The 13988-nt window shown below is 73.3% G+C and carries 12 protein-coding genes; 5 read left to right on the top strand and 7 right to left on the bottom strand.

Features of this window, described 5'->3' with window-relative positions:
* Positions 1 to 53 precede the first annotated feature (53 nt).
* The gene (locus tag ACVJ1F_RS06605; RefSeq protein WP_456885375.1) at positions 54 to 1409 is read left to right on the top strand and encodes an FAD-dependent monooxygenase; all 1356 of its coding nucleotides are present in this window, start codon (positions 54 to 56) and stop codon (positions 1407 to 1409) included.
* A 240-nt stretch (positions 1410 to 1649) separates the two neighbouring features.
* Here ACVJ1F_RS06605 and ACVJ1F_RS06600 read toward each other — a convergent pair whose 3' ends face one another.
* The 4 genes from ACVJ1F_RS06600 to ACVJ1F_RS06585 all read right to left on the bottom strand — a co-directional run bounded on the left by ACVJ1F_RS06600 (position 1650) and on the right by ACVJ1F_RS06585 (position 4703).
* The gene (locus ACVJ1F_RS06600) at positions 1650 to 3095 is read right to left on the bottom strand and encodes a PTS ascorbate transporter subunit IIC (protein WP_347342489.1); all 1446 of its coding nucleotides are present in this window, start codon (positions 3093 to 3095) and stop codon (positions 1650 to 1652) included.
* A gap of 8 nt (positions 3096 to 3103) precedes the next feature.
* The gene (locus tag ACVJ1F_RS06595) at positions 3104 to 3406 is read right to left on the bottom strand and encodes a PTS sugar transporter subunit IIB (protein WP_056044337.1); all 303 of its coding nucleotides are present in this window, start codon (positions 3404 to 3406) and stop codon (positions 3104 to 3106) included.
* A complete protein-coding gene (locus tag ACVJ1F_RS06590) occupies positions 3403 to 3858 on the bottom strand; it encodes a PTS sugar transporter subunit IIA (RefSeq protein WP_158612887.1) in 456 nt (151 codons plus the stop codon). Before ACVJ1F_RS06590 ends, ACVJ1F_RS06595 begins: the two co-directional genes overlap by 4 nt.
* A 113-nt stretch (positions 3859 to 3971) precedes the next feature.
* Positions 3972 to 4703: a GntR family transcriptional regulator gene (locus ACVJ1F_RS06585; protein WP_056227873.1), complete on the bottom strand. Its 732-nt coding sequence runs from the start codon at positions 4701 to 4703 to the stop codon at positions 3972 to 3974.
* Positions 4704 to 4925: 222 nt separating this feature from the next.
* Between ACVJ1F_RS06585 and ACVJ1F_RS06580 the strand changes: the two genes are divergently transcribed.
* Positions 4926 to 7055 (top strand): transketolase family protein, encoded by a 2130-nt coding sequence (locus ACVJ1F_RS06580; RefSeq protein ID WP_456885372.1) that lies wholly within the window; start codon positions 4926 to 4928, stop codon positions 7053 to 7055.
* A gap of 130 nt (positions 7056 to 7185) precedes the next feature.
* Here ACVJ1F_RS06580 and ACVJ1F_RS06575 read toward each other — a convergent pair whose 3' ends face one another.
* Complete coding sequence (locus ACVJ1F_RS06575; protein ID WP_456885370.1) at positions 7186 to 8331, bottom strand: BMP family lipoprotein; 1146 nt, start codon at positions 8329 to 8331, stop codon at positions 7186 to 7188.
* Positions 8332 to 8631: 300 nt separating this feature from the next.
* Positions 8632 to 10242, bottom strand: coding sequence for an ATP-binding cassette domain-containing protein (locus ACVJ1F_RS06570; protein WP_456885368.1), 1611 nt, complete (start codon positions 10240 to 10242; stop codon positions 8632 to 8634).
* A gap of 621 nt (positions 10243 to 10863) precedes the next feature.
* Here ACVJ1F_RS06570 and ACVJ1F_RS06565 point away from each other — a divergent pair.
* Positions 10864 to 11355, top strand: a complete 492-nt coding sequence (locus ACVJ1F_RS06565; RefSeq protein WP_043596472.1) for a hypothetical protein — start codon at positions 10864 to 10866, stop codon at positions 11353 to 11355.
* Between the two features lie 84 nt (positions 11356 to 11439).
* Here ACVJ1F_RS06565 and ACVJ1F_RS06560 read toward each other — a convergent pair whose 3' ends face one another.
* A complete protein-coding gene (locus ACVJ1F_RS06560) occupies positions 11440 to 11856 on the bottom strand; it encodes a hypothetical protein (protein WP_056227869.1) in 417 nt (138 codons plus the stop codon).
* Between the two features lie 161 nt (positions 11857 to 12017).
* Between ACVJ1F_RS06560 and ACVJ1F_RS06555 the strand changes: the two genes are divergently transcribed.
* Positions 12018 to 12659 (top strand): DnaJ family domain-containing protein, encoded by a 642-nt coding sequence (locus ACVJ1F_RS06555; RefSeq protein ID WP_456885365.1) that lies wholly within the window; start codon positions 12018 to 12020, stop codon positions 12657 to 12659.
* A gap of 116 nt (positions 12660 to 12775) precedes the next feature.
* Positions 12776 to 13939: a C40 family peptidase gene (locus ACVJ1F_RS06550; protein WP_456885364.1), complete on the top strand. Its 1164-nt coding sequence runs from the start codon at positions 12776 to 12778 to the stop codon at positions 13937 to 13939.
* Positions 13940 to 13988: the final 49 nt, after the last annotated feature.

Here is a 13988-nt window from a genome sequence, read left to right as displayed (position 1 = left end):
CGATAGCCGTGTAGATTGCCAATATCGTTGATAATCAATCCAGGGAGCAATTAGTGACCATCCCCACCCCGCGCACCCGCGTCCTCGTCTCGGGTGCCAGCATCGCGGGGCCTGCCCTCGCCTACTGGCTCGACCGCTACGGCTTCGAGACGACGATCGTCGAACGGGCCCCCGAGCTGCGGACCGGCGGGCAGAACGTCGACGTCCGCGGTGCGGGCCGCGAGGTCGTGCGCCGCATGGGCCTCGAGGACGACGTCCGCGCCGCCACCACGGGTGAGGTCGGCACCCGGTTCGTCGGGCCGACGGGCCGCACGGTCGCCGAGTTCCCGGCCGGCACCTCGGACTCCGGAGGCGCGACCGCCGAACTCGAGATCCTGCGGGGGGACCTCGCGCGGCTCCTCGTCGGGCGCACCACGAGCGACGGCCGGGGTCGTGGCACCACGTACCGCTACGGCGACCGCATCACCGGAATTCGCGAGGACGACGGGGTCGGCGGCGGGGTGAGGGGCGCCGGCCCCGCAGCCGATGCCGCCACCGGAGGCGACCCGACGACCACCGTGGCCTCCACGCTGACCGGTACCGCGCCTCCGGTGTCCGGCTCGCGGGGTGTCGTCGTCTCGTTCGAGCACGCTCCCGACGAACGCTTCGACCTCGTGGTCGCCGCCGACGGCATCGGCTCGTCGACGCGGCGCCTGGTGTTCGGCGACGAGCCGACGATCCGGTCGCTGGGGCTCGAGACCTCGTACGCGACGATCCCTCGGACGGCCGACGACGACGACTGGTGGCGCTGGTACAACGCCGCCGGGGGTCGCTCGATCACCCTGCGGCCCGACGCGCACGGGACGATCCGGGCCGCGATGTCGTTCGTCACCGACCGCACCCGTGAGCGGGGCGGGGCCGAGCGCCGCACCGTCGCGGAACAGCGGGCCCGACTGCATGAGATCTTCGACGACGCGGGCTGGGAGGCCCGACGCGTGCTCGACGGCTTCGACCATGCCGACGACCTCTACTCCGAGTCGATCGGGCAGGTGCGGGCGCCGCGCTGGTCGTCGGGCCGGGTCGTGTTGCTCGGCGACGCCGCGTACTGTGCCTCGCCGGTGAGCGGCATGGGCACGAGCTTGTCGCTGGCCGGGGCCTACGTGTTGGCCGGCGAGCTCGCCGCCCACCGTCACCACCGCGACGCCTTCGCCGGGTACGAGCGCCTGATGCGTCCCTACGTCGAGCAGGCGCAGCAGCTGCCGCCGGGGGTGCCGCGGGTCGCCAACCCGAGGTCCCGCGCGGGCGTCGCGGTGTTCCACGCCGGGGTGCGGCTCGCGTCGACCCGGGTCGCGGGTCGGCTCGGCGCACGCTTCTCCACCCCGCCGGCCGACGCGCTCGACCTGCCGGACTACGCGCACCTCGAGCCCTGACGCCCTGACGCTCCCGTCGAGTGGTCCCGGATCGTCCTCCACCCCGCCGGGAAGGACGATCTGGGACCACTCGACCGAGCAGTCGGGACGAGGAGGCGCGGTGCAGGCGTCCGACGGAGGGCCCGGACATGCGCGGCGCGGCCCGGACGTGCAGGACGGGCGGGCCCGGCGGAGGCGGGCGTCCGGAGACGCCCGCTCACACCGGACCCGCCCGTCCTGGCAGGAGGTCGGCCGGTCGGCCTAGCGGGCCGAGGCGGTCTCGCCGACGCGCGTGCCGTCGGCGTCCGTCGGAGCATCGGCGGAGCCGTCGCCGGCACCGCCGTCGCGGCCGCCGGCCCGGCGGGCACGGGCCCGGACGAACAGGCTCGACGCGTAGACCAGCACGAGCGAGGCGAGGATCGCGACGATGACGGCGATCTGACCGCCGGCCAGGCTGATCTGGCCGAACAGGATGCCGACGACGCCGTAGTCCGAGTCGGAGAACGTCGAGTTCGACAGTCCGATGTCGCCGAGCACCGGCAGCAGGAACAGCGGCAGGAACGTGATCGCGAGACCGTTGGCGAAGGCACCGAGCACGGCACCGCGTCGACCACCCGCGGCGTTGCCGATGACGCCCGAGGCGGCTCCGGTCATGAAGTGCGCGACGACGCCGGGGATGACGATGGCGGTGCCGGCGAAGATCATCACCGACATGCCGACGATGCCGCCGACGAAGCTCGCGAGGAACCCGATCAGCACGGCGTTCGGGGCGAACGTGAAGGTGATCGGGACGTCGAGTGCGGGGATCGCGTTCTTGACCAGGCGCTCACTGATGCCCTTGAACGCGGGCACGATCTCGGCGAGCACGACGCGCACGCCGGCGAGGATCACGAAGACGCCCGCCGAGAAGGTCGCGGCCTGCATGACGACGTAGACGATGTAGTTCTGGCCGTCGCTCAGCTCGGTCTCGACGAACGCCGACCCGGCGAACAGGGCGACGATCACGTAGATCACGGCCATCGACAGGGCCACGATGACCGTGGTGTCGCGCAGGAACCCCAGCCCCTTCGGGAACGTGATGTCTTCCGTGGACTTCGACCGGGTGCCCTTGCCGCGGGTCAGCGTCGCGACCAGGCCGCTCAGGGCGACGCCGGCACCGCCGGTGTGGCCGAGGGCCACGTCGTTCGAGCCGGTGACCTTGCGCATGAAGGGCTGCACGATCGCGGGCGAGAGCGTCGTGACGAGACCCTGCAGCAGCGCACCCCAGAGCACGACGCCCCAGACCGGGAACCCGGCGACGCCGAGGATCACGGCGATCATCGCCGCCATGTAGAAGGCGACGTGGCCCGAGAGGTAGATGTACTTGAAGTGCGTCGTCGCGGCCAGCAGCACGTTGACGATGAACCCGAAGAAGAAGATCAGCGCGGCGGCCGAGCCGTAGTCGAGCAGCACCTGGCCGACGATGGCCTCGTTGTTCGGCACGACGCCCTGGACGTCGAACGCCTCCTGGAACATGGCGCCGAACGGGTCGAGCGAGGCGACGACCACGCCGGCTCCGGCGGCCAGCACGAGGAACCCGACGAGGGTGCGCACGGTGCCCTTGAGCACGTCGCTGAACGCCTTGCGCTGCAGCAGCAGCCCGACGAGCGAGATCAGCGCGACGATGATCGCGGGCTGGCGGAAGACGTCCAGCAGGACGGAGAGCACGCCCTCCATCAGTTGGCCCCGGCGTCGGGCACGGTCACGCCCTTGCGCACGGCGGTCTCGCGCACCTTGGTGCGCAGCTCGGCCAGGTCGATGATGCTGTCGAGCACCACGACGTCGCCGAGGCCGCCGACCGAGTCGGCCAGGTCGGCGCCGACGAAGATCACGTCGGCGGCACCCGGGCCGACCGAGCCGAGGTCGGCGTGGTCGACGTCGACCCCGGTGATGCCCTGCTCTTTGAGGACCTTCTCGATGTTCATGTGGACCATGAAGCTCGAACCGAGGCCCGAGCTGCAGACGGCGAGGAATTTCATGCGTTCTGTCCGATCTTGGTGAGGACCGCCAGGGTGTCGGCGGGGGTGGAGGAGGCGAGCAGCTCGGCGCGGAGCGTCTCGTCGGAGAGCAGGGTGGCGAGGGCCATCATCGTGTCGAGGTGGCTCTGGGGGTCGGTCGCGGCGAGGCAGAAGAAGAGGTCGATCGGGTGCGCCGCGTCGTCGTTCAGCAGCACGGTCTCGCCGACGCGCAGGCTCGAGAGCCCGGTGCGCTCGACGCCGTTCTCGGGCCGGCTGTGCGCGAGGGCGATGCCGAAGCCCAGGTCGATGTAGGTGCCGCCCGCGGCGATGGAGTCGGTCATGGCCGCGACGTAGTGGCTGCTGATGGCGCCGTTGTCGAGCAGGGGCTGCGCGACGCGTTCGACGGCGTCGCGCCAGCCGTCGACGCGGTCGGCGAAGAGGATGGTCTCGGGGGTGAGGAGGTCGGTCAGCACTGTCGTTCCTGGTGGGGGTCGGTGACGTCGGCGTCGGGACGGGCGTCGGTGGTCATGGGGGTCGGGAGGGGGTTCAGGAGGCGCGGCTCGGCGGGCGAGGCGCGCCCGGTCGGTCAGCCGTGCAGGCCGAAGAAGATCTCGCTGTTCTGCGGGGTGAAGTGGCTGGTCCCGTACGCGACGGCCCGCTCGTCGCCGTCGAACACGGTCGACGCGATCTTCAGCAGGGTCGTCCCGAGGGGGACGTCGAGCTCGTCGGCGTGGAGGGTGCTGGCCCCGTCGAGCGAGACGAGCAGGTCCTGTCGGGCGAGCGTCACGCCGTGCTCGCGGTCGAGGTGCCCGTAGAGCGAGCCGTCGGTGAAGTCGACGGTCGCCGTCTCGGGGAAGAGCGCGTGCGGCAACCAGGTCACGACGAGGTGGTGCAGCGAGCCGTTGACGAAGCGCAGGCGGGTCAGCTCGACGACCTCGTCGGCCGAGTTGATGTCGAGGTGGCTCGCCACCGTCTCGCCGGCCCGGACGACCTTCTGGTCGAGCACGCGGGTGCTGACCGCGAAGCCCTCTCCCGTCTGCTGCGCGTGGAAGCCCTTGACCTCGTCGGCGAAGCGCTCGCGGTAGTGCAGGCGGTACTGCGGCTCGGTGACGAAGGTGCCCCGGCCGTGCTCGCGCACCAGGTGGCCGTCCGCGATGAGGCCGTCGACCGCGTGCCGCAGCGTGATGCGGCTGACGCCGTACTCGTCGCAGAGGACGGGCTCGGCGGGCAGCTGCGACCCGGGCTCGAGCTTCTGGATGCGGGACAGCAGGTGCTCGCGCACGGCCACGTACTTGCTCGTGCCGCTCGTGGTGCTCATCTGGTGCCTCCGCGCCGTTGCTGAAGTGGGTGGTGCCCGCCCGACGACGTCAGGTCGTCGAGTCGTCAGGTCGTCAAGTCGTCATGATGACTTCGACGAGGGTACGTCTCGCCGACCACCGGTGCAAGTCGACAGTCGTCTTGATTCATCATGACGTCCTGATGACTGACGCTACGGTCGTCGGAGACCCAGCCCGCCCCTCCCCGAACCGGAGCCCCCCACGTGATCCACGACCTCGACGACGCCGCCGTCACCACCGCCCGCCTGCTCGCCCTCGACGCCGTCGAGCGCGCCGGGTCCGGACACCCGGGGACGGCGGCCGCGCTGGCCCCCGTCGCGCACCTCCTCTTCCAGAAGCACCTGCGGCACGACCCGCAGGCACCCGACTGGGCCGGCCGTGACCGGTTCGTGCTGAGCTGCGGACACGCGAGCGTCCTGCTCTACACGCAGCTGTTCCTCACCGGCTACGACGTGTCGCTCGACGACCTCAAGGCGTTCCGGTCGTTCGGGTCGCGCACCCCCGGCCACCCCGAGTTCGGCCACACCCCCGGCGTCGAGACCACGACCGGGCCGCTCGGGCAGGGCCTCGCCACGGCCGTCGGCATGGCGATGGCGATGCTGCACGAGCGTGCCGTCAACGACCCCGACGCCGCCCCCGGCGAGTCCGTCTTCGACCGCCGCGTCTTCGTGCTCGCGTCCGACGGCGACCTGCAGGAGGGCCTCTCGTACGAGGCCGGTGCGCTCGCCGGACGTCACCGCCTCGGCAACCTGACGGTTGTCTACGACGACAACGACATCCAGATCGAGGGTGACACGAGCCTCACCTCGAGCGAGAACGTCGGCGCCCGGTTCGCCGCGCAGGGCTGGCGCGTCGACCACGTCGGACTCGCCCCGGACGGCGACGTCGACGTCGAGGCCCTCGACGAGGTGCTCTCGACCACCGACCGCCGGGGCGACCGCCCGCACCTCGTCGTGCTCAAGTCGCAGATCGCCTGGCCCGCCCCGAACGCCCGCAACACCTCGGCCTCGCACGGTGCCCCGCTCGGTGCCGCCGAGGTCGCGGCGACCCGGGTCGAGCTCGGCGTCGTCTCCGAGCCCTTCACCGTGGACGACGCCGTGCTCGCCCACACCCGGTCCGTGCTCGAGCGGGGCCGGGCCGCCCGCGAGGCCTGGCAGGTCGCCGCCGACGCCTGGGAGGCCGCCCACCCCGTGGCCGCCGCCGAGCTGCGCCGCTCGCGGTCGCGCACCCTGCCCGCGGACCTCGGGTCGCGCCTCCCCGTCTTCTCTCCCGGCGACACGCTCGCCACCCGCGACGCGTCCGGCAAGGTCATCCAGGCGCTCGCCGAGGCGCTGCCCGAGCTGTGGGGCGGCTCGGCCGACCTCGCCGAGCCCAACCGCACGGCGATCGCAGGAGGCGCGTCGTACCTCCCCGAGGAGGCCCCCGGCACCGGCCGCGCCGGTCGCAACGTCCACTGGGGCGTGCGCGAGGGGGCGATGGCCTCGGCCATGAACGGCATCGCGCTGATCGAGGGCTCGCGGTTCTTCGCCGGCACGTTCCTCGTGTTCAGCGACTACCAGCGCCCGGCGATCCGGCTGGCGGCGCTGATGCAGCTGCCGGTCACCTACCTCTGGTCGCACGACTCGGTCGCCCTCGGCGCCGACGGGCCGACCCACCAGCCGATCGAGCACCTGGCGAGCCTGCGCGCGATGCCCGGGTTCTCGGTCGTGCGCCCGGCCGACGGCGCCGAGACCGCCGCCGCCTGGCTGGCGATCCTCGAGAAGGACGGCCCGGCCGGTCTGGTCCTGGCCCGCCAGCCGCTGCCGGTCGCGGCGACCCCCGCCGACGTGGTGCGTGCGGGTGTGCGCCGCGGGGCCTACGTGGTGCAGGACGGCGGTGCTGCGGCGGCGGCTGCGGGCGCCGGCACGACCGACGCCGGCACGACCGATGCCGGCGCGCCCCATGCCGGAGCGCCCGACGTGGTCGTCGTCGCCACGGGCAGCGAGGTCGCCCTCGTGCTCGAGGCCGTCGCGCGGATCGACGACCTCGCCGTGCGCGTCGTGTCGATGCCCTGCCGCGAATGGTTCGACGCCGAGTCCGCCGAGTACCGCGAGCAGGTGCTGCCCCGCGCGGTGACGGCCCGGGTCGTGGTCGAGGCGGCCGCGAGCTTCGGCTGGGAGGGCGTCGCCGGCCCCGACGGCGTGGTCGTCGGCATCGACGAGTTCGGCCTGTCGGCCCCCGCGGCCGACGCGCTGCGGGAGCGCGGCATGACGACCGACCGCGTCGTCGCCGCCGTGCGGGCCGCGGCCGCCCGGGCTGCTGCCGCCCGGGCGGCGACCTCCGTCGCTTCCTGACCCGCGCCTCCTCGTCCTGGCCCGCGAGTGGGCAGAAGGTGCTGCTCGGCTCGCGCTGAAGAGCATCTTCTGCCCACTCGGCGGAGCGGCAGGGGTCGCTGCCGGGACCGAGCCCGAGCCCGGGCCCGGCCTACGGCTGGCTGGGCGAGGTGACCGTCACGGCTCCGCTGGCGATCTGGTCGCGCAGGGCGTCGAGCTCGTCCGACAGCTCGGGGCTGACCGACGACGCCAGGTCGTGGAACGGCGCGAGGCCGACGCCGCCGTTGTCGAGCGTGCCGACGTAGGGCTCGTTGGTGAACGAGTCGTCGGTCGACGAGACGGCGATCTGCTGGACGGCCTTCTCGGTGTCCTTGAAGACGCTGGTCAGCACGATCGGCCGGTACTCGGCCGGCAACGTGTCGTAGCCGTCGTTGTCGACCCAGATCACGTCGACGCCGCCCGTGGCGAGTGCGGCCGACGCCGCCCCCTCGCCGACCTGCCCGGCGACCGGCATGATCACGTCGGCACCCTGGTCGATCAGCGCCTGGGCGAGCTGCTTGCCCTTGTTGACGTCCTCGAAGTCGCCGGTGAACGAGCCGTCCTGCGCCTCCTTCGACCAGCCGAGCAGCTGCACGCTCGTGCCGTGCGCGGCGTTGTAGGCGTCGACGCCGTCCGCGAAGCCGTCCATGAACAGGGTCACCGGGGGCTGGTTGCCGCCGCCGAAGGTCGCGACCTTGCCCGTCTTGCTGACGCCCGCCGCGAGGTAGCCGGCGAGGTACGAGGCCTGCGCGGTGTCGAAGAGGATCGGCTTGACGTTCGGGGCCTCGACGGTCTCGTCGACGATGGCGAAGTCGATGTCGGGGTTGGCCGCCGCCTGCTCCTCGGTGGCGGGAGCGAGCTCGTAGCCGACCGTCAGCACGAAGCCGCAGCCCGAGTCGACGGCCTGCGCGACGTTCGGGGCCAGGTCGTTCTCGGTCGTCGAGACGAGCACGCGGGCCTGGATGCCGTCCTCCTTCTCGGCCTTCTGCAGGCCGGCCCAGCTCGACTGGTTGAACGAGCGGTCGTCGAGCCCGCCCGAGTTCGTCACCATCCGGGCGCAGTCCTCGCCCGCGGCGGAGGTGCTGCCGCCGCCCTCGGCGGGAGCGCTGGCACAGCCGGCGAGCAGGGCGAGACCGGCGAGGCCGCCGGCCACCCCGAGGAGGCGCGGGTGACGGAGGCGGGACGACGGGCGGTCCCCGAGGCGGGCGGCCCCGAGGCGTTCTGCCGGGCGTGCGGACGTGGCGGGGTGGACGGGCATGAGGCGGGACCTCCGGGAACGGGTGTGCTGTGGGGTGCCGGCGGTGCGGGCCGGACGGGTGGACACAGTCAACTGCCTGCGGGCCGCCGTGCCAAGCGTGTGACGGGGGCGGGCTGCGTCGGCGGGCCGACCCGCGCCTCCTGTGTTCGCCCGTCCGGCCCGCGCCGCGCCTCCCGCGCTCCCCGCCAGGAAATGGTCACAGCGCCAGGACTAGTCGTGGTGCCGTGACCATTTCCTGGCGTCGTGCGGCGGGCTGGCGGCGAGGGCGGGACGGCGGGCTGGCGGGCGGGTGCCCGGGCCTCAGCGGACCTGGACCCTGGCGTCGAGCCCGAGCCACTTGAGGAAGGCCTCGTCGTGGCTGACGATCACGAGCGCCCCGCGGTAGCCGCGCAGCGCCTGGAGCAGGTGGTCGGTGCTCGCCATGTCGAGGTCGTTCGTCGGTTCGTCGAGCACCAGCAGCTCGGGCGGAGGGTCGGCGAGCAGCAGTCCGGCCAGCGCGACCCGGAACCGCTCGCCGCCCGAGAGGGTCGAGGCGAGCCGGTCCACGATGTCTCCCCGGACGAGGAACCGCGCGAGACGGTTGCGCACCTCGCGCGGGGGAACCTCCGGTGCAGCCCGCCGCACGTTCTCGAGCACCGTGAGTCCGTCGTCGAGCGAGTCCTTTTTCTGCCCGAGGTGGGCGACCCGGGCGGTCAGGGCGACGGCGTGCGTGTCGGGCAGCGGGTGCGGCCGCGCGTCCGGCGCGCCGACGAGCTGCTCGAGCAGCGTCGTCTTGCCCGACCCGTTGTCGCCGACGACGGCGATGCGCTCCACCCCCTGGACGACCACGGTGCGGCCGCGCACGGTCAGCTCGGCCAGGCGCCGGGACGCCGGGACCGCCGGGTCCGGCAGGTCGACCACGATCGTGTCGTCACGACGCAGGCGGCGTTCGGCGGTGTCGACCGCGACCCGCGCCTCCTGCTCGGACGACGCGTGCGCCCTGCGCAGCGAGCCCGCCGTCGCCTCGGCCTGGCCGCGCAGCTGGTTCGCCATGATCTTCGGCATCGATTCGCCGGCCTTGGCTCCGGCCTTGGCCCGCCGCGCGATGGTCGTCTCGGCCTCGATGCGCTGCCTCCGCTCGGCCTTGAACACCTGCTCGGCGGCCCGGACGTCGCGCTCGGCCGCCGCCTGCAGCACCGCGAGCTGCTGCTCGTAGGCCGACCAAGTGCCGCCGAACACGGTCATCGAGCCGTCGCGCAGCTCGGCGATCTCGTCCACGTGCTCGAGCAGCTCGCGGTCGTGGCTGACGACGACGAGGGTCCCACGCCAGCGGTCGACCACGTCGAGCAGCAGGCCGCGAGATCGTCGGTCGAGGTCGTTCGAGGGTTCGTCGAACACGGCGATCGGCCGACCCCGCAACCGCACGCCGGCGATGGCGACGAGCACGGCCTGCCCACCGGACAGCGTCGACACCGGGCGGTCGAGGACGGTGGAGGAGCCGGTGCCGGTGCCGGTGCCGCCGTCGAGGTGGCCCAGCCCGACGTCGGCGAGGGCCGCGGCGGCGCGCGACTCGACGTCCCAGTCGTCGGCGAGCAGCTCGAACTGCCGTTCGGTCGCGTCGCCGGAGAGGATCGCCCGCAAGGCGAGGAGGCGCGGGCCGACCCCCAGCAGGTCCGCCACGGTGTCACCGGCGCGGGACTGCAGCCGTTGCGGCAGCAGGTCGACCTCGCCGGTGGTCGTGAGGCGTCCGCCGGTGGGGACGAGGTCGCCGGTGACGAGCCGGACGAGCGTGGACTTGCCCGCGCCGTTCGCGCCGACGAGGCCGGTTCGGCCACGACCGAACGCGGTCGACAGGTGGTCGATCACCCCCGAGCCGTCGGGCCAGGAGAACGAGAGGTCGGACAGGACGATGGAAGGTGTGGTGGTGGGCACGAGGGCTCCCGGTGGATGGTGTCGGAGCACGACGACCACCCCTCCCTCGCCGGCGACCGAGGTCGGCTGCGGCGGGGGAGCGACCCGGCAGGGGGCGCGGCGCCTCGGGCGAGGCGGCGCCCGGTTCACGGGGCGGGCGGGAGTGGCGTCAGTGCGAGGGCGACTGCTGCGCGAGGGGCGCAGTACCGGTGATGAGACGCAACGCTCTGCCTTCTGTGCGGTGGGCCCCCGTGCCCGCGAGGGCGGTCGACCGGCCGGTGTGTCGGCCGCACCGGTGCCTGCTCTCGCGACGGGATACCCCGCCACGGTAGGTCGTGCCCACGCCGGTCCGCAAGGGGCGGGTGCCGGCCGACCCGCGCCTCCTGCGCTCGCCGCCACGAGATGGACACCGCGCCAGGACTGGTCGTGGCGCGGTGACCACTTCCTGGCGTCGTGCGAGATGGCGAACTGCAGCGCGCCTCCTGCCCTCGCCGCCACGAGGTAAACATGCCGCCACCTTTTTGCGTGGCGGGCAGTTTAGTTCGTGGCGGGCTGGCGGGCTGGCGGGCGTCGACGCCGGCGACGGTGGAGGCGGGGCCGGCGGGTGCGGCGGCGTCCAGGCGAGCGGGGCACACTGTCGGCATGTACCGAGGCCTGCCGACCATCTCGTTGCCCGAACCCGAGCGTCCGCCGTTCGTCGACCGGCTGCGGCGTGCCCTCGACCTGGCCGCCGCGGAGGAGAGCGGACGCCTGCGGGTCGTCCACTCGTGGGTCGGCGACGAGGTGCCGGGTGGTGCGATCCGTCGTGCCGGCTGGCAGTCGCGCGTGCTGACGATCACGGGCCCACGGCGGGCGCCGATCGACGTCTGGTTCGACGCCGACGACGGCGACGTCAGCGTGATCGGCGACGTCTCCGTGCCCGACTGGTCCCTGCACGACGCCGCGGCCGAGTCCGCCTGCCTCGCGGCGTCCGGCCAGTTGCTCCACGACCTCGCCGCCGGGCGCCTGCCCCGCGGTCGCCGTTCGGACTTCGTCCGGTCGAGCACCGTGCTCGCCCTGCTCGGTGCCGGGGCCGTCGTCGGCGCGGTCGTCGTCGACGTGCTGCGCGCCCGGGGACGGGGCCGCTCGGTCTGACGACCCGCGCCTCCTGACCTGACGATCCGCCCCTCCTGACCTGACGACCCGCGCCTCCTCGAGAGGTCGCGGGGGCCGGTACGCCTAGCGGGCGTGCCGCTCGAAGAACGCCGTCGACGGCGGCACGAGCATCAGCAGGCAGGCGATCAGGGCACTGACGACGGACGCCCACTCGAGCACCCCGCCGCCGCTCGCCCCGCTCACGCCGCCCAACACCTGCAGGATGGTCAGCACGAGCAACACGGTGCGCGCCCAGCGGCGGCCGTCGCGCATCGACCGCACGACGGCGAGCTGCACGAGGGCGACGACGATCGCGAACACCCCACCGGCGATGTCGGCCCCTCGCGGGTTCGCCAGGGCCCCACCGGACGTCGACACCCGTGCGGGCCCCCCGAACAGCATCAGCAGGACGGCGCCGACGACGGCCAGGGCGACCACGACGATCCACAGGACGTACGCCGCAGAGATCGTGCGGGGGGCGGGTGGGGCGGCGTCGCGCATCGGGCCTCCTCGGACGGCGGGCGAGGCCTCCAGGGTAGGCCCGGCCACCGTCGGTGGTGCGGCGTACCCTCGACGCCACGAACCCCGAAGAGCACGAACGAACAGGAGCGACGGTCGGGCACCGTCCGCCGCCCCACGACGAGCGCAGGAGGCGCGGCGCCATGGACCGAGAACCCGAACGACGACCGCAGGGTCGCGACCACCGCGTCGACGCGGCCCGCTACCGGGTCGACGGCGACGTGCCGAGCGACGACGCGCCTCGCGACACCCGCACGGCGGCCGAGATGCGAGCCTGGGCCCGAACCGCCATCGACCTGGCGATCGCCCGCGGCGAGTTCGACGACCTGCCGCTCGCCGGCAAGCCGCTGCCCGGGCTGGCGGCGGGCACGGTCGACCCCGACTGGTGGCTGCGCGGCCTGATCGAACGCGAGGGGCTCACCGGGCTCGCGCCTCCGGCCCTGTCGTTGCGGGCCGAGAGCACCGGGTTGCACGCCGAGCTCGACCGGCTGCGCTCCGAGGCCGCCGTGCGGTCGCACCTCGACGACTTCAACGCGCGCATCGTCGAGGCGAGGCGCCAGCTGTCCGGTGGCCCGCCGGTCGTGACGCCCACGCGGGACGTCGACGGCGAGGTGCTGCTGTGGCACGAGCGGCGCCAGGCGCGTCGGGCCGCCGAGGCCGCGGCCGTGCCGCCCCCGCCCCCGAGCTGGCGCGAACGGCGGGCCCTGCGACGCGAGCTCAAGCGGCGCCGAGGCGACCCGGGCTCATCGTCCGGGCCGGGTGAGCCGCCGTCATCCGACGAGTGATGCCCGCCTGGCCTCGTGACCTGTTCGTGATCTTTTTCCGACGAGAACTACACCTCGAGGATGATGCGCGCTAGGGTCGAGTGTTCGCACCACCCCCAGACGAGAGGACCGCACGCGTGACGAAGCCCGCCTCCCCGACCTCTCCGGATCAGGGTGGCGCGACGGCTGGTCACGTCGAAAGTGCTGGTCAGCGTCCTGCGGGTCAGGCTGGCTCGACCGGTGCGCGTCCGCTCGGAGAGCGTTCGGCCCGCCTCGCCCTCGAGCGTCGCGAACGCCGTGCCCGACGGGACGTCCTCCCCACCTCGCACCGTGAGTCCTTCGTCGAGTGCCCCGCCCTCGTCGGTGCCGCCGAGGCCTCGGTCGCCCCGCGCGTCCGACCCCGACGCGCCGACGCGCCGGTTCAGACCGGCCCCCTGCTCGGTCTCGAAGAGTCCGCCACGGCCAGCGCCGCCGCTCGTCCCGAGGACGCGGCCCGCGCCTCCTCGTCCACCGGCCACCCGGCACCTGCCCGTCCGTCGCGCCGTGCTCGCCGTGCCGCGGTCGTGGCCGCACGTCCCGCGTCGCCGACCCGTGCGGCCGCCGGCCGCCCCGGTGCGGCGCGCAGCGTCGGCACCGCCGTCAAGAAGCTCTCCATCGTCACCGCCATCGTCGGTTTCGCCGCCAGCGGCGTCCTCCCCCTGCTCGCGACCACCGGCGACGAGGCCCAGGCCGTCGCCGTGGGTGCGACGGCGCGGTCGTCGCTCGGTTCGCAGACGCTGTCGGTCGACACCGCCTCGCTGACCGACGAGTCCGACGAGACCGCCCGCGACGCCTACTCGGCCACGTCGATGGTCGACGTCGTGACGCAGAACCTGCAGAACCGCAAGGCCGCGGCGAACACGACCTACGAGGGGCCGACCACGGCCGACTACCTCGCGAACCCGCTCTACCCCGAACTCGACCGCGACCAGGTGCTCGCGGTCGCGCTGCAGTACATCGGCACGCCGTACGTGCACGGCGGTGAAGACCCCTCGAAGTTCGACTGCTCGGGCCTCATCACGTTCGTCTACGCGCAGTTCGGCATCGAGTTGACCCACTACGTGCCGACGCAGAACACCGAGGGCCGGACCATCCCCGAGTCCGAGGCGGTCCCCGGAGACCTCGTCGTGTTCGACAACCTGGCCCACGACGGCATCTACGCCGGCAACGGCATGATCCTCGACGCCCCGAAGCCCGGCGGCTTCGTCGACGTCCGCCCGATCTGGAACCAGGCGCACCACTTCGTCCGCATCGACGGCTGAGCCGTCCCTCGGGCTCGGCGGCGTCTGCCGCTCCGACATCCTGATCTGA

The sequence above is a fragment of the Frigoribacterium sp. 2355 genome (genome assembly GCF_054060695.1).
This window is presented reverse-complemented; position numbering and strand designations above follow the sequence as displayed.

Coding starts and splice junctions, on each gene's coding strand:
- ACVJ1F_RS06595 (WP_056044337.1), bottom strand. CDS start 3,406: ATGAAATTCCTCGCCGTCTGCAGCTCGGGCCTCGGTTCGAGCTTCATG.
- ACVJ1F_RS06585 (WP_056227873.1), bottom strand. CDS start 4,703: ATGAGCACCACGAGCGGCACGAGCAAGTACGTGGCCGTGCGCGAGCAC.
- ACVJ1F_RS06575 (WP_456885370.1), bottom strand. CDS start 8,331: ATGCCCGTCCACCCCGCCACGTCCGCACGCCCGGCAGAACGCCTCGGG.
- ACVJ1F_RS06565 (WP_043596472.1), top strand. CDS start 10,864: ATGTACCGAGGCCTGCCGACCATCTCGTTGCCCGAACCCGAGCGTCCG.
- ACVJ1F_RS06560 (WP_056227869.1), bottom strand. CDS start 11,856: ATGCGCGACGCCGCCCCACCCGCCCCCCGCACGATCTCTGCGGCGTAC.
- ACVJ1F_RS06555 (WP_456885365.1), top strand. CDS start 12,018: ATGGACCGAGAACCCGAACGACGACCGCAGGGTCGCGACCACCGCGTC.